At 62.7% G+C, this 22054-nt stretch carries 15 protein-coding genes; 6 read left to right on the top strand and 9 right to left on the bottom strand.

The annotated features are described in order from the left end of the window. Positions 1-41: 41 nt before the first annotated feature. Both ACOOE2_RS01450 and ACOOE2_RS01445 read right to left on the bottom strand, forming a co-directional pair. Positions 42-380 (bottom strand): DoxX family protein, encoded by a 339-nt coding sequence (locus ACOOE2_RS01450; RefSeq protein ID WP_420381250.1) that lies wholly within the window; start codon positions 378-380, stop codon positions 42-44. Beyond that, a complete protein-coding gene (locus tag ACOOE2_RS01445; protein WP_420381249.1) occupies positions 377-1378 on the bottom strand; it encodes an SDR family NAD(P)-dependent oxidoreductase in 1002 nt (333 codons plus the stop codon). Before ACOOE2_RS01445 ends, ACOOE2_RS01450 begins: the two co-directional genes overlap by 4 nt. A 122-nt stretch (positions 1379-1500) precedes the next feature. On the opposite strand from ACOOE2_RS01445, the gene ACOOE2_RS01440 reads away from it, so the two are divergent. The 3 genes from ACOOE2_RS01440 (at position 1501) to ACOOE2_RS01430 (ending at position 5486) form a co-directional block, all read left to right on the top strand. Beyond that, positions 1501-2130 (top strand): TetR/AcrR family transcriptional regulator, encoded by a 630-nt coding sequence (locus tag ACOOE2_RS01440; RefSeq protein ID WP_420381248.1) that lies wholly within the window; start codon positions 1501-1503, stop codon positions 2128-2130. Positions 2131-2191: 61 nt separating this feature from the next. Further along, positions 2192-2617 (top strand): RidA family protein, encoded by a 426-nt coding sequence (locus tag ACOOE2_RS01435; protein ID WP_420381247.1) that lies wholly within the window; start codon positions 2192-2194, stop codon positions 2615-2617. Positions 2618-3053: 436 nt separating this feature from the next. Beyond that, positions 3054-5486 (top strand): ligase-associated DNA damage response DEXH box helicase, encoded by a 2433-nt coding sequence (locus ACOOE2_RS01430; protein ID WP_420381246.1) that lies wholly within the window; start codon positions 3054-3056, stop codon positions 5484-5486. A 310-nt stretch (positions 5487-5796) separates the two neighbouring features. Here the strand turns inward: ACOOE2_RS01430 and ACOOE2_RS01425 are convergent, their stop codons facing one another. The 4 genes from ACOOE2_RS01425 to ACOOE2_RS01410 all read right to left on the bottom strand — a co-directional run bounded on the left by ACOOE2_RS01425 (position 5797) and on the right by ACOOE2_RS01410 (position 8562). Further along, positions 5797-6237 carry an ExbD/TolR family protein gene (locus tag ACOOE2_RS01425; RefSeq protein WP_420381245.1) on the bottom strand — a complete coding sequence of 147 codons (441 nt, stop codon included), beginning with the start codon at positions 6235-6237 and terminating at the stop codon, positions 5797-5799. A 112-nt stretch (positions 6238-6349) separates the two neighbouring features. Then, entirely contained in the window at positions 6350-6877 is a 528-nt protein-coding gene (locus ACOOE2_RS01420) for an ExbD/TolR family protein (RefSeq protein ID WP_420381244.1), read from the bottom strand. Positions 6878-7024: 147 nt separating this feature from the next. Beyond that, entirely contained in the window at positions 7025-7783 is a 759-nt protein-coding gene (locus tag ACOOE2_RS01415; RefSeq protein ID WP_420381243.1) for a MotA/TolQ/ExbB proton channel family protein, read from the bottom strand. A gap of 119 nt (positions 7784-7902) precedes the next feature. After that, a complete protein-coding gene (locus tag ACOOE2_RS01410) occupies positions 7903-8562 on the bottom strand; it encodes an energy transducer TonB (RefSeq protein ID WP_420381242.1) in 660 nt (219 codons plus the stop codon). A 367-nt stretch (positions 8563-8929) separates the two neighbouring features. On the opposite strand from ACOOE2_RS01410, the gene ACOOE2_RS01405 reads away from it, so the two are divergent. Beyond that, positions 8930-9871 (top strand): hypothetical protein, encoded by a 942-nt coding sequence (locus ACOOE2_RS01405; protein ID WP_420381241.1) that lies wholly within the window; start codon positions 8930-8932, stop codon positions 9869-9871. A gap of 89 nt (positions 9872-9960) precedes the next feature. Beyond that, complete coding sequence (locus ACOOE2_RS01400; protein ID WP_420381240.1) at positions 9961-11289, top strand: homoserine dehydrogenase; 1329 nt, start codon at positions 9961-9963, stop codon at positions 11287-11289. 4 nt (positions 11290-11293) lie between these two features. On the opposite strand, the gene ACOOE2_RS01395 is transcribed toward ACOOE2_RS01400, so the two are convergent. After that, the gene (locus ACOOE2_RS01395) at positions 11294-11818 is read right to left on the bottom strand and encodes a hypothetical protein (RefSeq protein WP_420381239.1); all 525 of its coding nucleotides are present in this window, start codon (positions 11816-11818) and stop codon (positions 11294-11296) included. Between the two features lie 81 nt (positions 11819-11899). Here ACOOE2_RS01395 and glpX point away from each other — a divergent pair, with 81 nt between their 5' ends. Beyond that, entirely contained in the window at positions 11900-12907 is a 1008-nt protein-coding gene (glpX, locus tag ACOOE2_RS01390) for a class II fructose-bisphosphatase (protein ID WP_420381238.1), read from the top strand. A 265-nt stretch (positions 12908-13172) separates the two neighbouring features. On the opposite strand, the gene rpoC is transcribed toward glpX, so the two are convergent. Next, positions 13173-17453, bottom strand: coding sequence for a DNA-directed RNA polymerase subunit beta' (gene rpoC / locus ACOOE2_RS01385; RefSeq protein WP_420381237.1), 4281 nt, complete (start codon positions 17451-17453; stop codon positions 13173-13175). An 81-nt stretch (positions 17454-17534) separates the two neighbouring features. Next, positions 17535-21704 (bottom strand): DNA-directed RNA polymerase subunit beta, encoded by a 4170-nt coding sequence (gene rpoB, locus ACOOE2_RS01380; RefSeq protein WP_420381236.1) that lies wholly within the window; start codon positions 21702-21704, stop codon positions 17535-17537. Between the last annotated feature and the right edge of the window lie 350 nt (positions 21705-22054).

Genomic DNA, 22054 nt, shown 5'->3' with positions numbered 1-22054 from the left:
GTTATGATTACGTTGATAGTTTTGGACGATATCAGGAGATATTAGGCGCGATGTTGCATCGCTATCACTGCGACGGAGGCCGCCATCAGGACGGCCGCGGCCGGCAGGTGCCCCCAATCGCGGCTGCGAATTAGAGTTGCGACAGCGACCAGCATGAAAATGGCGCTTCCATTGGTTCCGACCCGCGCCGTCGCCGGGATGATGAGAAGTATACCGAGCGCTATTCCGAGGGAGCCCGCTACCCGGTGAAAGCCAGCCGGATAGCCCCAGAGCGCGAAGTTCTTAAGCGCCAGCGGAGGACCGGCGAGGTTGGCCGCGCCAGTCCCGATCATCACGACACCAAGTGCGATCGGAAGCCATACAGCGAAGTATTTGATCACAGGGTGCCATGCGCTGCGCTTCTTTCAGACACCTCCCTCATCCATTCTGGATGAGCTAAGTCGATGCCAGATACATTGACGACGGCCTGCCATGCAGCTTCCTGATTTGCACCGTCGAGAAGGTGCGGTTGGAGCTGCACTTCCATCGGGCCTGAGAATTTCCCTTGAGCCGAGGCGAAGAATTGCCCTGAAACGTCGGTCCCGAACTCAGATGCTTGGAGGTAGCGACGGGCCGCAGTTTCGGGTGTCTGATTCATGCCGGGAATGAGGTTCACGATCGGAATCATCAGATATTTCAACAAAGGGCCGGCATTTCGCGCAACATTGGTGGCATTCGATGCGCCGGGCGAGACAGCGTAAGCCGCCATGCCAGACGGTAGCCGGCGTGCGAGAGCCGCGACCCACCAAGCGACAACGAGCTTGGCGTCGGCATACGCATTGTTGGGTGCGTACTTCACGTGCGGCCCATTGCGGATCAGGGCTTCGACAGCAGCGGTTTGGTCGCCGTGGAAGTATTGGGCTGCGAAGGCGGGCGCATCGGTGTATTTGAACATCGGCACCCCCCCACGGGCAGGCTCCGCACTGGTGATAACGATCCGCGCGTTGGGGCTCAGCAGGTTGGCGCGAAGCAAACCGACAGTCAGTTGATGATGGCCGATCAGCGGGGCTTGAGACGCCTCGACGCCCGCCGCAGTGATGACGCGGTTCTTTCCCGGAACCATTCCGGCGTTGAGCAGCAAAAAGTCGATCGACCGACCCCGCTTGACGAGTTCGGCAAGCGCGGATTTAACGCTGGCCGGTTTGTCCAAATCCAGTTCGAGCGGCGTGAACACCTTCTTGTTGGTTTTAGCCAAGAGTTGTGCGGCCGATTCCCGAATCTGAGCGGCGCTGCGCCCGGTGATGATGATCTCACGCCAGCCCTCTTCGGCAAGAGAGCGGGCCGCCGCGTGGCCTAAACCGGAGGTGGCCCCGGTGACGAGAGCAATCGTATGTTCCATGGGCGGCTCCGTGGTAAAAAATGACGGTCGGACGGATCATGAACCGAGACGCCGACTTGCCATTTATGGACTGAAAGTGCATATAATTGCTGTGACAGCGCGGTCAAGGAGTTTTGGACTGAATGCTAAACAATGCTACTCGGGCGCGGGGACGACCGCGAAGCTTCGATGAGAATGAAGCACTGGAAAAAGCGACCCGGCTCTTCTGGTCTAAAAGCTATGACGGTGTGACGATCGATGATCTGATCGCAGGCATGGGCGTGGGGCGGCAAAGTCTGTATTCAGTGTTCGGCGACAAACGGACGCTCTTTCTGCGCGTCCTTCGGACATACGCGAGCGCAAAAGGTGCTCGCGCCGCGAAGGCGCTCTTCGCCCCGCTGACTCTTCGTGACTCTATCGCCAGCTTCCTAAGGCACGCCGTCGAGAGTGCGACCGCGGAAGGGACTGCGGCAGGATGTTTGATGGTGTGCGTCGCGCCCCTCGTGGACGACGCAGAGGTCAGGCAGTTCTTGAAAGATGCCGTCACTGCCGGCGCGGCCCTTGTTGAACGCCGTTTCCGGGATGGGATCACCGCGGGAGAAATACCGGCCGACTTTCCCGTGGTCGCGCGCGCGCGCCAAACCCTCGACCTTGCCCGTGGTTTGACAATGCACGCGCAGATGGGCGCACCGCGTAAAACGCTCCTCGAAGATGCGGACGCAGCGGCCGAATTATTGCTCCTGCCGGGCCTTAAAGGCAGCACGTTGAACTAGGCTCAGAACCTTTAAGTGGCGCGCTGCGCCAAACACCTCCCTGCATCAAAAGGACAATGTAATGGCGCAACGCGAATCAAATCCATCGGCGTCAGTGGATCGCCGCAATCCTGCGACGATGTGGAATATGGCGTCAGGCGGGTTCTCGCAGATTAGTATCGGCGAACCGGGCCGCATCGCCTTTGTGTCCGGCCAGATCGCGGCAGCACCCGGCAGCGCAGACCCTCCCAAGGACGTCGCTGGCCAGGCAACGCTTGCGACGGCTAGCCTCGCGGCCGCGCTCGATGAATTGAAGGCGTCCCCGCAGGACATCCTTATGATGCGCGTCTATGTCGTGAATGCGACCACCGAAGCGTTCCAGCAGGTTCTGAGCGCGCTACGGCCTCTGCTCGGGGACGCGAAGCCCAGCATGACGACGATCGGCGTTCAGGCGCTCTATACGCCGGAAATTCTGGTTGAGATCGAAATGGCGGTTCGACTCCCCTAACGTGGCGCAAAGCGGGCCCGCATATGTGGTCTTGCAAGTTGTATAGCGGCTATCGGCACCGCGGTGCCCGATAGCTGTGCGTTGGCAATGGGCCCTCGCCAGTCGGCTTGATGGTGGCGTGCGTCCCCTCAGGAATGACGGCGTTCAAGGCCAGTGGCCGGGACGCGCACTGTGGCAACATGGGGACCGTCGACAGTCCTGTTGGCCCACTGAATGACGGGTTCCGTCCGAAGCTGCCATTCGCAGCTCGCTTCACGAACGGCTTGAGTTGGTCGGCACCTGCCGCATCGGTTCTTTGCGACCAACCACCGCCATCCCGGCGCGCATTCGCGAAAGCCGCCAGCTCCCGAGCCCGTAACAACCGCGATTCACGCTGAGACACTACAGCAGATTAGCGCCGGTAGCACCTGACCGGCAGGTGCGGTATTGCACCGGTATGACCGACGCCCAGCTACCCCCCGAAATTGCCGCCTGGTTTGCGCAGCGCGGGTGGAGCCTGCGGCGGCACCAGGCGGGCGTGCTGGCGGCGGCGGCGCGGGGGGAGCATGCGCTGGTTGTGGCCGATACCGGGGCGGGCAAGACGCTGGCGGGGTTTCTGCCGACGCTGGCCGAGTTTGCGCCGTCGCGGCTGGGGGGGGTGCCGCCGCCCGAGGGGCTGCACACGCTGTATGTTTCGCCGCTGAAGGCGCTGGCCGCCGATGTGCAGCGCAATTTGCTGACGCCGGTCGACGAGATCGGGTTGCCGATCCGGATCGAGACACGTAGCGGCGACACGCCGAGCGAGCGCAAGGCGCGGCAGCGGGTGCGGCCGCCGCATATTTTGCTGACGACGCCTGAATCGCTGTCGCTGTTGTTGAGTTATCCCGAGAGTGCGGAGCTGTTTGCTACGTTGCGGCGCGTGGTGATCGACGAAGTGCATGCGTTTGCGACGGGGAAGCGCGGTGATCTGCTGACCCTGGCCTTGTCGCGGCTCCAGGCGCTCAGCCCCGCGATGCGGCGCGTCGCGCTATCGGCCACGCTGGGTGATCCCGATGCCTATCGCGCGTGGCTGGCGCCAGGCGGGGATTGCGCGCGAGTTGCGCTGGTCGAGGGCGATCCCGGCGCGCCGCCTGTGGTCGAGATCCTGCAGCCCATCGACAGCCGGGTGCCGTGGGGCGGGCATGCCGGGACGTGGGCGGTGCCGCAAGTGTATGACCTGATCCGCAAGGCACGCACGACGCTGGTGTTTACCAACACGCGGTTTCTGGCCGAATTCCTGTTCGAGAAGCTGTGGGATGCCAACGAGGACCTGCTGCCGATCGGGATCCACCATGGTTCGTTGAGCCGTGAGGCGCGCACCAAGGTCGAGGGCGCGATGGCGCGCGGCGAATTGCGCGCGCTGGTGTGTACCGCCAGTCTCGATCTGGGCGTCGACTGGGGTGACATCGACCTGGTGGTGCAGATGGGCGCGCCCAAAGGGTCTTCGCGGTTGTTGCAGCGGATCGGGCGCGCCAACCATCGGCTCGACAGCCCGAGCCGCGCGGTGCTGGTGCCGGGCAATCGGTTCGAGTTTCTGGAGGCGCTGGCGGCGTGCGATGCGGTCGAGGCCGGGCAGCGCGATGGGGACGAATTCCGGCCGGGCGGGCTCGACGTGCTGGCGCAGCATGTGATGGGTGTGGCGTGCGCCGGGCCATTCGACGAGGCGGCTTTGCTGGCCGAGGTGCAGTCGGCGACGGCCTACGACTGGCTCGATGCGGCGGCGTGGCAGCGGGTTCTGGCGTTCGTGGCGACGGGGGGGTATTCGTTGCGCGCCTATGACCGGTTCAAGCGGATCGTGCGCGACAAGTCGGGCGAATGGCGGCTGACGCATCCCGACCAGGCGGCGCGGCACCGGCTGAACGCGGGGATCATCATCGATTCCGAAATGCTGGAAGTGCGGTTTCGCAATGGGCGCGCGCTGGGCAAGGTCGAGGAAGGGTTTGGCGCGCAACTGGCGCCGGGCGATACGTTCCGCTTTGCCGGGCTCGATCTGGAGGTCGAGGCGCTGCGTGACAGCGCGGTGCTCGTACGCGCGGCGCGGCGATCAGGCCAGATCCCCAGCTATATGGGCGCGCGCATGCCGTTGACGACGCATCTGGCCGATCGCGTGCGTGCGCTACTGGTCGATCGCGCCGGTTGGGCGCGGATGCCCGACGATGTGCGTGAATGGCTGGAAATGCAGGACTACCGCAGCGCGATGCCGGGGCCCGATGCGTTGATGGTCGAAAGCTTTCCTTACGGGTCGCGTGAATACACGGTGTTCTACACGTTCGAGGGGTGGAACGCGAACCAGTCGCTGGGGATGCTGATCACGCGCCGGATGGAGCATGCGGGGCTGGCGCCGTTGGGCTTCGTTGCCAACGACTATGCACTGGCGGTGTGGGGGTTGAAACCGGTGACCGATCCCGGTGCCTTGCTGACGCCGACGATCCTGGCCGACGAATTCGATGAATGGGTGCAGAACTCGTACTTGTTGCGCCGCGCGTTCCGCGAGGTTGCGGTGATATCGGGCCTGGTCGAACGACAGCAGCCCGGCAAACGCAAGACCGGGCGGCAGGTCACGTTTTCGACCGACCTGATCTACGACGTGCTGCGCAAATACGAGCCCGAACATATGCTGATCGAGGCGGCCTGGGCCGATGCGCGCGCGCGATTGACCGATCTGGGCCGGCTTGCGGCCGTGCTGGAACGCGCGGCGCGGCACCTGGACCATGTGTTGCTCGATCGCGTCAGTCCGCTGGCGGTGCCGGTGCTGGTGATGATCGGGCGCGAAAGCCTGCCGATCGGCGCGGCGGATGAGGATCTGCTGGTTGAGGCGGAGAGTTTGGGCGCGACAGCGATGCGGCCTTGACCGGGCGTTCAGCGAGCCTTGCGTGACACTGGCCAGCCCTCATTGGCGGGCCACCCATCTCATAAGCCGCCGCATGTTGTCATTCCCGCGGACGCGGGAATCCAGGCTGAGCATCAAGCACAAGTCCAACCATTTGTCGTCCAGTCTGGATTCCCGCATCCGCGGGAATGACGAACAAGGATGCGATATGTGCATAGCGTAAAGGCCTGCCCTACATCCGCCAGGCATGAAAAAGGGGAACGGCGCGTGGCCATTCCCCTTTTCAAATTCAAAGAGATCGCATCGGAATGCAACCGCACTGGCCAGGCGCTTATTGGGGCGCCTTGCCGAACACGGCGTAGTTTTCGTTGCCGACGAAGCCGAACTTGGTCACCTTCGAATCGGTGATGATCTTGAGGATCTCGTTGGCGACTTCGTAGTTTGCATAAGGTTCGGGCTGGAACTGCAGTTCCGGCTCGACTGCCAAGGCCTTGGTCGCCTGCAACAGCGATACGAGGTTGCCCTGGGTAATCGGTGAGCCGTTCCACATGATCACGTTCTGGGTCGTGAGAATCAGCTTGTTCTTCACCGGGTTGATGATCGGATTGTTCGTCGGAGGCGTTGCCTGGGGCAGGTTGACGCTGACCGAGTGGGTCGCCACCGGGATGGTGATGATGAACATGATGAGGAGCACGAGCATGACGTCGATCAACGGCGTCGTGTTCATTTCCATCATCGGCGAGCCATCGTCCTTGCCGCCGCTCATTGCCATGGGTGGTACTCCTTGATCGCTGGATCCCGGTTACGGTGATCCGCCCGTCTGATGATCCGTGGGGGTCGTCCGTGCGGGTGTTACCCCGACACGGTTAGCCTTTGGCCAATATTTACCCGTTGGGATCCACCGGGGTCGAGATGAAGCCGACTTTGGGATAACCCGCAGTCTGCACGTTGTAGATCGCACCGGCAATGCACTTCCACGGAACGTGGATGTCGCCGCGAATATGGACTTCGGGAATCTTGTCCGGGTCCATGGATGCTGCACCACCTTCGCGCTTCACGATCGCATCAAGCCGGTCGAATGCCTGCTTGTACAATTCGGTGTTGTCGACCGGCGTGGTGTTGTTGATGTAAACGCGGCATTCACCCGTCGGCGAAGAGCCCTGATAGCCCGGCTGACGAGGGCTGCGGCCAGCAGCGTCGGTCGCAACCACGGCAAGCAAAAGGTTTTCCACTTTGTCCTGGGTCTCTTCAGACTTCAGGATGGGCACTTTCAGCTTTTCGATGGTCTGGATCGCGACGGGAACCGCAATGAGGAAGATGATCAGCAGCACGAGCATCACGTCCACCAAAGGGGTGGTGTTGATGTCCGACATCGGGCGTTCCTGGCCCCCGCCGCCTACAGACATTGCCATTGGTTAAATCCTATCCGTGTGACCACTTTACAGGTCTGGCCGCGTAGAAGTTTGGCTCCGTCAGGGTTGGGAATGTCCGCCCCCGACGTGCATTTCAGGACACTTTGATTGACCGGGGCCGACCCGAACAGGCCGGCCCCGAGGACCTTACTTCTTGACAGCAGCAACCGGAGCAGCCGGCTTTGCAGCAGGTGCGGCCGGCAGAGCAGGCTTCACCGCACCATGCGATGCGATGTTGGCCAGCACGTCGGTGCTGAACCCGGTGAGCAGTTCCGCGATGCGCTTGTTGCGTGCCTGCAGGTAGTTGTAGGCAAGCACCGCGGGAACCGCGACGAGCAGACCGAGCGCGGTCATGATCAGAGCTTCACCAACCGGACCTGCGACCTTGTCGATCGAGGCCGAACCGGCAAGGCCGATGGCGATCAGCGCGCGATAGATGCCGACCACGGTCCCGAACAGACCGATGAACGGCGAGGTCGCGCCCACGGTTGCCAGGAACGGCAGACCGCCGGCCAGCTTGGCATTGATCGAGTTTTCCGAACGGGCCAGCGAACCGTGCAGCCAGTCGTGGGCTTCGGTCTGGTCGACCAGCTTGGTCGTCTGGTCTTCGGCAAGCAGGCCGTCATCGACGATCTGGCGCCAAGCGCTGTTCTTTTCGAGCTTGCCCGTGCCTTCGCGCAGGGTCGATGCGCGCCAGAACGGGGCAATTGCCTTGTACTGGCTCATGACCTTGCCCTGTTCGAACAGTTTGGTCAGCAGGATGAAGAACGTACCGAAGGACATGATGCCCAGGATCGTAACGGTTGCATACGAAATGAAACCGCCGGCCTGGAGTGCTTCGACGAAGCCGAACTTGTTCTGCGGCGCAGCACTGGTCGCGGCCGCAGCGAGCGTCTGAATGAGCATTCCGATCTTCCTCTCAAGAATTCATACAATAGGGTAAAGTCTGGGCGATAAGAGACACAGGTGTCTCTCGATAGGGTGGGTTCGACGGAGCCCGAGGCGTGTTCACGAAGGTTTGCAAATCAATCCTTCGGAATTTGCCAGCGGACCGAATTGCTGAAACTGCCCGTGGTGGGGTTTCCATCACCGTCTGTGGCAGGGTTGAAGCGCGCACGGCGCGTAACCACGGCACAGGTCGTCTTATCCAGTTCGGGACTGCCGCTGGACTTGGTGATTTCGCAACTCGTGACCTTCCCATCGGTGCCGACGCTCACGTGGAAGCCGGTGACGCCTTCCTGACTGAGCTGGAGCGCGCGTGACGGGTAGTCGCTGTCTGATGCCCAGTCGCCCGGACGTCCCTTTGGTGTCGCAGCTTTTGCGGTAAACTTCGGGGGCGGCGGTGCGGGCGGCGCCGGGATCACCACGGCAGCTGGCGGCGCCGGGATCGGCGGCGGAGCTGTCACGGTCTGGAGCACAGGCGCCGGAGCGTTGAAAGTGATAGCCGGAGGCGGCGCCACAATCGGCGGAGGCGGAGGTGTATCCGTCTTCGGCGGTGGCGGCGGTGGAGGCGGCGGCGGTTTATCCGGGTCAATCTTGACCGCGGTCGTCACATCCTTGATCTTCTTAAAGGCCGAATATGCAAGGCCAGTGACCAGTGCATAAATCAACGCGATATGCAGAAGAGCAACGATGACGAGCGTCACGATCTTGTTACCGCTCATTTGTTGGTCAGCGTAAGCCATTCAGCCTTAATACTCCTGATCTTCCCCAAGGCCCTGGCCACGGAGACACACCCCCGAAACAAGGATCAAGATGGAGCCTCGCCCGCAACACCGTTGCGCACGATTGGCCAATCCAGCGATTTCATTCCACCCTGCCGGCAAACCGGTCCACCGACATCGGGCCCATGCATCGAACACGGTCCCGTCGGCGGTATCGGTCAGACATCATTATGTTTTGCCTGATCCGACGCAAGCATTAACGCCGAACCTTTGGGCGCGCAATTGCTTTATCGGTTCACATCTGATTCACCTCATATCGCCTCCTGAAGAGCCCGGGGGCAGCCCGTTTCAGACAGGCGTCGGTGCTTCAAGCCAGCAGGATACGCATATGTCAAAGCCCTTTCGCAAGACCTTTGAAACATGTGCGGCGGCGATCGCGCTGACCGTGATCACAGCTGGCGCAAGTCATGCCGCGTTTGCACAAAATGCCTCGGATTCTGCGGCTTTGGACCGGTTGCCCGACCCTGTTGCCCCGCACGCGCCAACCGCCCTGCCCGAGGGCGAAATCGCGGGTCAGACATATGCCGATATGGTCGATCTGGCGCTGGCCAGCCCCGTCGTGGTCAAGGCGACGGTGCGCCGTCAGACCCGCCTCGAACCGAGCGATTCGCCTGGTCTGGCCCCCGGTTTTGTCCGCCTTTATATCGAGGCGGATACCAATGCGGTGTTGGTCGGGCCGACGCTTGGCGAATCACTTCGCTTCCTTGCCGACATACCGATTGCCGCGAATGGCAAGATACCCCGGTTAAACAAGACACAGGTGTTGCTGTTTGGCAACGCGGTGCCCGGCAAGCCCGGCGAGCTGCAACTGAGCGCCGCAGACACTATGTTTGCCTGGAGCCCCGCACTCGAAACCCGCACCCGCGCAATCCTGACCGAGCTGATCGCGCCCGATGCGCCGCCGCGGATCATTGCGTTGCGTGAGGCGCTGCACGTGCCCGGCAATCTGGTCGGTGAAGGCGAGAGCCAGTTCTTCTTTACCACGCAGGGCGCCAATGGCAGCGCGCCGCCGGTGTCGATCTCGGTCGTGCGACGCCCGGGCGAGCCGACCCGCTGGGGCGTCAGCTTCAGCGAGATTGTCGATCAATCCGCACAGCCGCCGCGCCGCGACACGCTCGCTTGGTATCGCCTTGCGTGTGCGCTGCCCCCGGTCATGCCCGCCCGCGCCGCGATTTCGTCGGACGAGACCGACCGGCGGATCGCTGCCGAGGACTACGCGCTGATCCTGCGCGATCTCGGCCCGTGCCGGCGCAACCGCGTGACAAAGTAGCGCGGCCTTTACAAAACCGGTTCACGTCATGGCGCGATGCTTTTAAGGCAGAGCGCAATGCGGGCGGCAGTCGCCCGATCGGGGATATCATGAACGAACCTTTGCGTGTTGCGCTCGCCGGGCTTGGCACGGTCGGCGGCGGTGTGGTCCGCCTGATCGAGGCCAATGCCGACCTGATTGCGCGGCGCGCGGGCCGGCCGATCCGGATTACCGCGATCAGCGCGCGCAATCGCGGCAAGAATCGCGGGTTCAACGCGACCGCCTATGCCTGGGAAGACGACATGGTCATCCTGGGCGAACGCGATGATGTCGATGTCGTGGTCGAGCTGGTCGGCGGCGCCGATGGCCCTGCGCTCGCGCTGGCGCGCACCACGTTCGAGGCGGGCAAGGCGCTCGTGACCGCAAACAAGGCGATGATCGCGCACCATGGCATCGACCTGGCCAAACGCGCCGAAGCCGCGCACGTCGCGCTGAAGTTCGAAGCGGCCGTCGCCGGCGGCATCCCGGTGATCAAGGGCCTGAAGGAAGGCGCAGCGGCCAACCATATCCACCGCGTTTATGGCATCCTCAACGGCACCTGCAATTACATCCTGTCGACGATGGAAGACACCGGCCGCGATTTCGCCGATGTGCTGGGCGAAGCCCAGGCCAAAGGCTATGCCGAATCCGATCCCAGCTTTGATATCGACGGGATCGATGCCGCGCACAAACTGTCGATCCTGGCCTCGATCGCATTCGGCACCGCGATCGACTTTCCCGGCGTTGCGGTCACCGGCATCCGCCGCGTGCTGGCCGCCGATATCGCGCAGGCCGACGCGCTGGGCTATTACATCCGCCTGATCGGGATGGCCGATGTGGAATCCGCGATCCCCGGCGATACCTCTGCCGATTGCCGCCTTTTCCAGCGCGTGCATCCGCACCTGGTTCATCGCGATCACCCGCTGGCGCATGTCGATGGCGCGACCAATGCCGTTGTCGCCGAGGGCGATTTCGTCGGCCGCCTGCTGTTTCAGGGCGCGGGCGCGGGCGATGGCCCGACCGCGAGCGCCGTCGTTGCCGATCTGATCGATATTGCACGCGGTGATATCGGCGCGGCCTTCTCTGTGCCCGCCGCCGAACTGGGCCATGCCACCCGCGCCGACAGCGGGCATCGCACGGGCAAGACCTATCTGCGCTTCACCGTCGCCGACCGCCCCGGCACGCTTGCCGAAATCGCCGCCGCCATGCGCGATGCGGGCGTATCGATCGAAAGCCTGATCCAGAAGGGGCGCGTCGAAATCGCCGGCGAAAGCCGCGCGCTCGTCTCGCTCGTCACCCACGAGGGCCCGGAAAGCGCGATCGAGCACGCGCTGCGCCTGCTCGACGGCTCACCCAACCTGGCCGAGCCCCCGCTGGTCATGCCCATTCTGGACGTATAGGCGCCTAGTTTCCGCGGATTTCCCCGTGGCCGACGCGGTCTGCATCGGACCCCGGTGGCGCCGCAGGGATCTTGCGAAAGTCGATGTTGGGCAGCATGCCCGGCGGGCAGCCGCCGAGCATGCAGCCCAGCTTGATGCTGTGCCCGGTGATCCGGTTCGTCATCACATCGGGCGCGCGGGGCAAGCCGTCGCCAAGCGCGGTCGCCGAATCGAGTTCGCTCGGGATCGGCAGCCGATCGCGCGAATTGTCCCGTCTCTTGCCGCAGACGGTGATCCCGTTGGACACGGTTTCGTCTTCGCACCGCGGCTCGCGCGGGGATACCAGCACCCGCTCGGCCAGGTTCGGCTCGGCCGGTTCGCTTTCCGCCGGCAACGATGCCGCCGGGTTGTTGCCGTTGGCAGGCGTGCCCTGCTGCGCGGTGGGCGACCGTCCTGCAGCGGCCTGGCTCGACGCGCTTTGCGCCTGCGCAACCGCAAGCGGCGCCAGCGCCAGAACCGCGGCACAAATCACATGGGTAATTCTCGACAAGACCGTCTTCCTCAGTCTAGGGCTGTTGTGCATACGTGTGCACGCCGTCAGTTCACGACCCACCCCGACACAGGAACTACAGTGACCCAACCCATTGCACAACCCGCCCAGTCCACTGTTCCGGCCTCCAAGGTCCTTGATCGTGTCCTCGTGCTCGAAATGGTGCGCGTGACCGAAGCAGCAGCCATCGGCGCAGCCAAACTGATCGGCCGCGGCGATGAAAAAGCCGCAGACGCCGCCGCTGTCGAAGCGATGCGCGCGGCGCTGAACGAGCTGTACATGGACGGCACCGTCGTGATCGGCGAAGGTGAACGCGATGAAGCACCGATGCTGTTCATCGGGGAAAAGGTTGGCCTGGCGCCGGGCAAAGGCCCCAAGATCGACATTGCGCTCGATCCGCTGGAAGGCACGACGATCACCGCCAAGGCCGGCCCCAACGCGCTCGCCGTGCTCGCCGTTGCCGAAGAAGGCGGCCTGTTGAACGCACCCGATGTCTATATGGACAAGATCGCGGTCGGCCCGGGCTATCCCGACGGCATCATCGACCTTGACCGCACGGTCACCGAAAACGTGACCGCGCTGGCCCAGGCCAAGGGCGTCGCGCCTTCGGACATAGTCGCCTGCGTGCTCGACCGTACCCGCCACGATGACATCATCACCGAATTGCGTGGCCTTGGCTGCGGCATCGTGCTGATTTCCGACGGCGATGTCGCCGGCGTGATCGCCACCACCAATGAAGACACCGGCATCGACATCTACGTCGGCCAGGGTGGTGCCCCCGAAGGCGTGCTTGCCGCTGCGGCGTTGCGCTGTGTCGGTGGCCAGTTCAAAGGCCGCCTGGTGTTCCGCAACGACGATGAGCGCGCGCGGGCGAAGAAGTGGGGCATCACCGATCTGAACAAGCAATACGACCTGACCGAACTGGCCAAGGGCGATTGCATCTTTGCCGCGACCGGTGTGACCGATGGCTCGCTGCTGGCGGGCGTGAAGCGGAAGAAATCGGGCGTGATGACGACCGAAAGCGTCGTGATGCGCGCGAGTTCGGGAACTGTGCGGTGGGTGCGCGGGGAGCATCGCGCAAAGGTGTGAGGGTGGGGGTGCCTCTGGACGCCTGACTCTTCCCCCCTCCCCTTCAGGGGAGGGGCCGGGGGTGGGGCCTCTCGGCTACAATCCCACGTCGCGATGGTCCCATAAGCGTTGGCGCCTGGGGAGAGGCCCCACCCCAACCCCTCCCCTGAAGGGGAAGGGCTCTGGTATAATTAAATAAAAACCCCGCCGGATCGCTCCGGCGGGGTTTTTGTTTGGACCCGATAACGGGTCGGAAAAGCGCGGGCCGAAACCCGCGCCATTCCCATCAATCGTCATCACCCTTGATCAGGTAATCGCCGGCATCGCTGTCGAGCCCGTGGGTTTCACCCTCGACCGCAGCCAGCGGATCGTTGCCGATCGCAGCTTCCGCACCCTGCTTCAATTCCGCAGCGTGTTCTTCCGCAGCGGACTTCGGCGCGACCAGCGCGGTTTCGAACCGGCGGGTGGCGGCGCGCAGGGCGACGTCGCGGCTGGTGGCGGCAACGCGCAGCCGGCTCATGCTGGCACCCGTGCCCGCCGGGATCAGGCGGCCGACGATGACGTTTTCCTTCAGCCCGATCAGGCTATCGCGTTTGCCTTCGACGGCGGCCTGCGTGAGGACGCGGGTGGTTTCCTGGAACGACGCGGCAGAGATGAACGAACGCGTCTGCAGGCTGGCCTTGGTGATCCCGAGCAGGACCGGCTTGCCGACCGCAGGCTGTTCACCGGCGGCGAGCTTGGCGTTGTATTCGTTCATTTCCTCGAAATCGAGCTGTTCGCCCGGCAGCAGGGTCGTGGCGCCGCCGTCGGTGATTTCCACCTTTTGCAGCATCTGCCGAACGATCACTTCGATGTGCTTGTCGTTGATCTTCACGCCTTGGAGGCGATAGACTTCCTGGATTTCCGCAACGAGGTATTCCGCAAGCGCTTCGACGCCGAGCACTTCGAGAATATCGTGCGGATCGGGCGAGCCCGAAATCAGGTTGTCGCCCTTCTTGACGTAGTCGCCTTCCTGGACGTCGATCACCTTGGACTTGGGGATCAGGTATTCGACCGGTTCACCCTCTTCCGGGATGATCGCGATCTTGCGCTTGGCCTTGTAGTCGCGCACGAATTCGACGCGGCCCGAGATCTTTGCGATGATCGCGTTGTCCTTGGGACGGCGCGCTTCGAACAGCTCGGCAACGCGCGGCAGACCGCCGGTGATGTCGCGCGTCTTGGCAGCTTCGCGGCTGGCGCGTGCCAGCACGTCGCCGGCGTTGACCATCTGTCCGTCTTCGACCGACAAGGTGGTGCCCGGCGCCATCAGGTAGCGCCCGGCTTCACCCGAATTTTCATCGAGCAGCGTCAGGCGCGGCCGCAGATCTTCCTTCTTGGCGCGGCCACCGGCGCGGTTTTCGGTCACGACACGCTGGGCGATACCGGTCGCATCGTCGACCAGCTCGGTCAGCGTGCGGCCATCGACCAGATCCATGTAGCGCACGATGCCCGATTTGTCGGTGATGACAGGGGTAGTGAACGGATCCCATTCGGCCAGGCGTTCGCCCAGTTTGATGGTGGAGCCGTTCTCGTTGATCAGATGCGTACCATATGGGACACGGTGGATCGCGCGTTCGCGGCCATCGCTGTCATAGACCGCGATTTCACCGTTACGGGCAAGCGACAGGCGGCGGCCACGGCTGTCCGTGATCGTCGGGATGTCGCGGTATTGCACGGTACCGTCGCACAGCGATTCCAGATGCGACTGTTCGTTGACTTGCGCTGCACCACCGATGTGGAACGTGCGCATGGTCAGCTGCGTGCCCGGTTCGCCGATCGACTGCGCCGCGATCACGCCGACCGCTTCGCCGATGTTGACAGGCGTACCGCGCGCGAGATCACGGCCATAGCATTTGCCGCAAACCCCGACCGACGACGCGCAGATCAGCGGCGAACGAATGCGCGCGGATTGAATACCCGCCGCCTCGATCAGCGTGATCGCCGCTTCATCCAGCAATGCGCCCTTGGCCGCGACCACTTCGCCGGTTTTGGCTTCGATCATGTCTTCGGCCAGCGTACGGCCGAGGATACGTTCGCCAAGCGAAGCGATCGTCGAACCGCCCTGAACGATCGCGCGCATTTCCAGCGCACGTTCGGTGCCGCAATCCTCGATCGTGACGACGCAATCCTGCGACACATCGACCAGACGGCGGGTCAGGTAACCCGAGTTTGCCGTCTTGAGCGCGGTGTCGGCCAGACCCTTGCGGGCGCCGTGCGTCGAGTTGAAGTATTCAAGGACGGTCAGGCCTTCCTTGAAGTTCGAGATGATCGGCGTTTCGATGATTTCGCCCGAAGGCTTGGCCATCAGACCGCGCATACCCGCAAGCTGCTTCATCTGCGCCGGCGAACCGCGCGCGCCCGAATGGCTCATCATGTAGATCGCATTGACCTGCCGTTCGCGGCCGGAATCGTCGATCGGCGTGGCCTTCAGCTCTTCCATCATGGCCGCCGCGACCTGGTCGCCGCAACGGCTCCAGGCGTCGATGACCTTGTTGTACTTTTCCTGCTGCGTGATCAGGCCGTCCTGGTACTGCTGCTCGTAATCGGCCACCAGCGCCTTGGTTTCGTCGACCAGCGCGTCCTTGCTCGGCGGGATGATCATGTCATCCTTGCCGAACGAGATCCCCGCCTTGAACGCGTTGCGGAAGCCCAGCGTCATGATCGCATCGGCAAACAGCACGGTCTCTTTCTGACCGGTGTGACGATAGACCTGGTCGATGACGTCGGCGATTTCCTTCTTGGTCAGCAGGCGGTTGACCAGTTCGAACGGCACGGTGCTGCTTTTGGGCAGGCATTCGCCCAGCAGCATGCGGCCCGGCGTCGTGTCGTAGCGCTTGAGGAACGGCTTGCCCTTCTCGTCGGTCTGCGGAACGCGGGCGACGATCTTGGAATGCAGCGTGACCGCGCCGGCAAACAGCGCCTGATGCACTTCGGCCATATCGCCCAGCAGCATGCCTTCGCCTGGTTCGCCCTTGCGATCCATCGACAGGTAATACAGCCCGAGCACCATGTCCTGTGAAGGCACGATGATCGGCTTGCCGTTGGCAGGCGACAGGATGTTGTTCGTGCTCATCATCAGCACGCGCGCTTCCAGCTGCGCTTCCAATGACAGCGGCACGTGGACGGCCATCTGGTCACCGTCGAAGTCGGCGTTGAACGCCGAACAGACGAGCGGATGCAGCTGGATCGCCTTGCCTTCGATCAGCACGGGTTCGAACGCCTGGATGCCCAGACGGTGCAGCGTCGGCGCACGGTTGAGCATGACCGGGTGTTCGCGGATCACTTCATCCAGGATGTCCCAGACTTCCTTGCGTTCCTTTTCGACCCATTTCTTCGCCTGCTTCAGCGTCATCGACAGGCCCTTGGCATCGAGCCGGGCGTAGATGAACGGCTTGAACAGTTCGAGCGCCATCTTCTTGGGCAGCCCGCACTGGTGCAGTTTCAGTTCGGGGCCGGTCACGATGACCGAACGGCCCGAATAGTCGACGCGCTTGCCCAGCAGGTTCTGGCGGAAGCGGCCCTGCTTGCCCTTGAGCATGTCGGACAGCGATTTCAGCGGACGCTTGTTGGCGCCGGTGATGATGCGGCCACGGCGGCCGTTGTCGAACAGCGCATCGACCGCTTCCTGCAACATGCGCTTTTCGTTGCGCACGATGATGTCCGGCGCGCGCAGCTCGATCAGGCGCTTCAGACGGTTGTTGCGGTTGATCACGCGGCGATACAGATCGTTGAGATCCGACGTCGCGAAACGGCCACCATCCAGCGGCACCAGCGGGCGCAGTTCCGGCGGAATGACCGGCACCACGTCGAGGATCATCCATTCGGGACGGTTGCCCGAATCGATGAACGATTCGACGACTTTCAGCCGCTTGATGATCTTCTTGGGCTTCAGTTCCGACTTGGTCTCGGCCAGGTCCTTCAGCAGGTCCTCGCGTTCCTGCACCAGGTCGAGATCCATCAGCATCTGCTTGACGGCTTCGGCGCCGATCCCGGCCGAGAACGAATCCTCGCCGTGTTCGTCCTGCGCATCGAGCAGTTCGTCTTCGGTCAGCAACTGGTAGCGTTCGAGCGGGGTGATGCCCGGCTCGATCACGACATAGCTTTCGAAATACAGGATGCGCTCAAGCTGCTTGAGCTGCATGTCGAGCAGCAGGCCGATGCGGCTTGGCAGCGACTTCAGGAACCAGATGTGCGCGACGGGCGCGGCCAGTTCGATATGACCCATGCGCTCGCGACGCACTTTGGTCACGGTCACTTCGACGCCGCACTTTTCGCAGACGACGCCCTTGTACTTCATGCGCTTGTACTTGCCGCACAGGCATTCGTAGTCCTTTACCGGACCGAAGATGCGCGCGCAGAACAAGCCGTCACGTTCGGGCTTGAACGTGCGGTAGTTGATGGTTTCGGGCTTCTTGATTTCGCCGAACGACCAGGAACGGATGCGTTCCGGGCTGGCAAGACCGATGCGGATCTGATCGAAGCCTTCGGGCTTGGCGATCTGATTGGTGAATTTGGAGAGATCGTTCATTGCGTGTTCCTCGCCGGGAGGGAGAATTTCGTGTGGCTTGCGGGCGTGCCGGCGGGCCTGGCGGGCCCGCCGAAATCGCCGTTATTCCGCCGCGGCGGCCAGATCGTCGTCGTCGTCTTCAAACGAGGACAGTTCGACGTTCAGGCCGAGGCTGCGCATTTCCTTCACAAGCACGTTGAAGCTTTCGGGAATGCCGGCCTCGAACGTGTCGTCGCCCTTGACGATCGCTTCGTAGACCTTGGTGCGGCCGACGACGTCGTCCGATTTCACCGTGAGCATTTCCTGCAGCGTATAGGCAGCACCATAGGCCTGCAGCGCCCAGACTTCCATTTCCCCAAAGCGCTGACCACCGAACTGGGCCTTGCCGCCCAGCGGCTGCTGGGTGACGAGGCTGTAGGGCCCGATCGAACGCGCATGGATCTTGTCGTCGACAAGGTGATGCAGTTTCAACATGTAGATGATGCCCACGGTAACCTTGCGGTCGAACGCTTCACCGCTGCGCCCATCGTACAACGTGACCTGGCCCGAGGTGTCGAGCCCGGCCATTTCGAGCATCGCCGAAACGTCGGGTTCGCGCGCGCCGTCGAAAACAGGCGTGCCCATCGGCACGCCGGCCTTCAGGTTCATCGCCAGTTCGACGAGTTCGGGGATGTTGCGATCCTCGATTTCGGCGTGATACTTCGGCCCATAGATTTCCTTGAGCTTGTCCACCAGCACCGTCGGCACCGGCGCGGTCGTGATATCGGGATTGGCATGGCGCCAATCCTCGAGCGCATGACCGATCTGCTGGCCCAGGCCGCGCGCGGCCCAGCCCAGATGCGTTTCAAAGATCTGCCCGACGTTCATGCGGCTCGGCACGCCCAGCGGGTTGAGCACGATATCGACGTGCGTACCGTCGGCGAGGAACGGCATGTCCTCGACCGGCAGGATGCGGCTGATCACACCCTTGTTGCCATGGCGACCGGCCATCTTGTCCCCCGGCTGCAGCTTGCGCTTCACCGCGACGAACACCTTGACCATCTTCAGCACGCCGGGCGCGAGTTCGTCACCCGCTTCGAGCTTGGCCCGGCGGTCTTCGAACTTGTCCTGGATTGCCTTGACGGTCGCGTCGTACTGGGCCTTGACCGCTTCCAATTGCGTCTGGCGGCCATCGTCGGCAACCGCGAACTTCCACCATTCGTGGCGCTCGACATCGGCAAGCACCTGCTCGTCGATCTCGATGCCCTTTTTCAGGCCCTTGGGCGCGGCGGCCGCGGTCTGACCCAGCAGCATGTCGCGCAGGCGGTTGAACGTCGCACGGTTGAGAATGCCGCGTTCGTCTTCGCGGTCCTTGGCGAGGCGTTCGATTTCCTCGGCCTGGATCGCGCGGGTACGGTCATCGACTTCGATACCGTGGCGGTTGAACACGCGCACTTCGACGATCGTGCCCGAAACGCCCGGCGGCAGACGCAGCGAAGTGTCGCGCACGTCGCTGGCCTTTTCGCCGAAGATCGCACGCAGCAGCTTTTCTTCGGGCGTCATCGGCGATTCGCCCTTGGGCGTGATCTTGCCGACGAGGATGTCACCCGGGTGCACTTCGGCGCCGATGTAGACGATGCCCGCTTCGTCGAGGTTGCGCAGCGCTTCCTCGCCGACATTGGGAATGTCGCGGGTGATATCTTCGGGCCCGAGCTTGGTGTCGCGCGCCATCACTTCGAATTCTTCGATATGGATCGAGGTGAACACGTCGTCCTTCACGATGCGTTCGGAGATCAGGATCGAATCTTCGTAGTTGTAGCCGTTCCAGGGCATGAACGCGACGAGCACGTTGCGGCCCAGCGCCAGTTCACCAAGGTCGGTCGAAGGACCATCGGCGAGAATGCCGCCCTTTTCGACCAGCTCGCCCACTTTCACCAGCGGCCGCTGGTTGATGCAGGTGTTCTGGTTCGAACGCTGGAATTTCTGCAGCGTGTAGATATCGACGCCCGACTGGCCGGCCTCGATATCGCCCGAGGCGCGGATCACGATACGCGTCGCATCGACCTGATCGACGATGCCCCCACGAAGTGCGGAAATCGCCGCGCCCGAATCGCGGGCCACGGTTTCTTCCATGCCGGTGCCGACAAACGGCGCATCGGCCTGAACCAGCGGCACCGCCTGGCGCTGCATGTTCGAACCCATCAGCGCGCGGTTGGCGTCATCGTTTTCCAGGAACGGAATGAGCGATGCCGCAACCGAAACAAGCTGTTTCGGGCTGACGTCCATCAGCGTGACGGTGTCGCGCGGCGCCATGACGAATTCGCCATTCTGCCGGGCCGAAACCAGCTCGTCCTCGAACGCGCCATCAGTCGTCAGCATCGCCGATGCCTGCGCGACGGTGTGCTTCTGCTCTTCCATCGCCGACAGATACGTCACATCGCCGGTGACCTTGCCGTCGATGACCTTGCGATACGGCGTTTCGATAAAGCCGTACTTGTTGACGCGCGCAAACGTCGACAGCGAGTTGATCAGGCCGATGTTCGGGCCTTCGGGAGTTTCGATCGGGCAAATCCGGCCATAATGCGTGGGGTGAACGTCGCGGACTTCAAAGCCGGCGCGTTCGCGCGTCAGACCGCCTGGCCCCAAGGCCGAAACACGGCGCTTGTGCGTCACTTCGGACAGCGGATTGGTCTGGTCCATGAACTGCGACAGCTGCGACGAGCCGAAGAATTCGCGCACCGCGGCCACCGCCGGCTTGGCATTGATCAGGTCGTTGGGCATGACCGTCGACACATCGACCGAGCTCATGCGTTCCTTGACCGCGCGTTCCATGCGCAGCAGGCCGACGCGGTACTGGTTTTCCAGCAGTTCGCCGACCGAACGCACGCGGCGGTTGCCGAGGTTGTCGATGTCATCGACTTCGCCCTTGCCGTCCTTCAGATTGACCAGTTCCTTGACCACCGCGAGAATGTCGTCGGTGCGCAGGGTCGTGATCGTGTCGGGACAATCGAGGCCAAGACGCATGTTCAGCTTGACGCGGCCGACCGCCGACAGATCGTAACGATCGCCGTCGAAGAACAGGCCGTCGAACAGCGCTTCGGCAGTTTCGCGCGTCGGCGGCTCACCAGGGCGCATGACGCGATAGATATCGGCCAGCGCATGATCGCGATCTTCGGCCTTGTCGGCCTTCAGCGTGTTGCGGATCCACGGACCGGTGCCGATGTGATCGATATCGAGCAGTTGGAGGCTGTCGATGCCGACCTTGTCGAGCCCGTCGAGATTTTCAGGCGAAACTTCATCACCGGCTTCGATCCAGATGCGGCCCGTCGTTTCGTCGATCAGGTCGTGCGCAGCATAGCGGCCAAAGATTTCGTCGGTCGGGATCAGCAGCTGTTCCAGGCCGTCCTTGCCCGCCTTGTTGGCAGCGCGTGGGCTGATCTTGGTGCCGGCGGGGAAGATCACTTCGCCCGATTTGGCATCGACGATATCGAATGTCGGCTTCGTGCCGCGCCACTGGTCGAGTACGAACGGCACGCGCCAGCCGCCTTCGGCCCGCGCCCAGGTCACGGTCGAATAGAAGTGGTTGAGGATCTGTTCGCCGTTGAGGCCCAGCGCATACAGCAGGCTGGTGACCGGCAGCTTGCGCTTGCGGTCGATGCGGACATTGACGATGTCCTTGGCGTCGAATTCGAAATCGAGCCACGACCCGCGATAGGGAATGACTCGCGCCGCAAACAGGTACTTGCCCGAGGAATGCGTCTTGCCGCGATCGTGGTCGAACAGCACGCCCGGCGAACGGTGCATCTGGCTGACGATCACGCGCTCGGTGCCGTTGATGAAGAACGTGCCGTTGTCGGTCATGAGCGGAATGTCGCCCATGTAGACATCCTGTTCCTTGATATCGATCAGCGACTTGGTTTCGGTTTCGCTGTCGACTTCGAACGTCGCCAGCTTCAGCGTCACCTTCATCGGCGCCGCATAGGTAATCCCGCGCGCACGGCATTCGTTGACGTCGTATTTGGGCGATTCGAGCACGTAGCCATCGCGTTCCTTGATATCGAGGCTGGCGGTGCCCGCGAAATCCTGGATCGGGAACACCGAACGCAGCGTCTTTTCCAGACCCGAGACATAGCCGGTAGCCGGGTCCGAACGCAGGAACTGCTCATACGATTCGCGCTGAACCTCGATCAGGTTCGGCATCTGCACGACTTCGTGGTTGTCGCCGAAAATCTTGCGGATGCGCTTTTTTACACCGGGGCGTGAGCCTGTGTAGATCGGGGCTTTGGTCGCCATGAGGGTCGTGCCTCTTTCGTTAGTCGGGCCGGGGAAACGGCCGAAAAATGCCACGCGCGGCTGGTGGCACCATCGAACGGCAGAATGGCCGCGAGCCTTGATACGCACCGCTTCCCATAAGGAAAAAGTGGCATCGGCTGCAGCCTGCCGCGTCAGATGGAAGCCCGTCGTTTCCTTCCGTGGCAATCCCCCGCGCATGGGAAAGCCTTGCTCGAAACGATGGGTGTGGAGCTGCATGTAGGATTGCGGGGAGCGGTTGTCAAATTGTGCCGTGGCCCGACAGGATTTACGCCACCTTCCCATTCGCCATACCTGCGGCCTTGTCGTCATTCCCGCGGACGCGGGAATCC

This window comes from Novosphingobium sp., assembly GCF_965214355.1.
GTDB lineage: Bacteria > Pseudomonadota > Alphaproteobacteria > Sphingomonadales > Sphingomonadaceae > Novosphingobium.
Note: the sequence above shows the minus strand (reverse complement) of the source record. Positions and strands in the feature narration are given on the sequence as shown.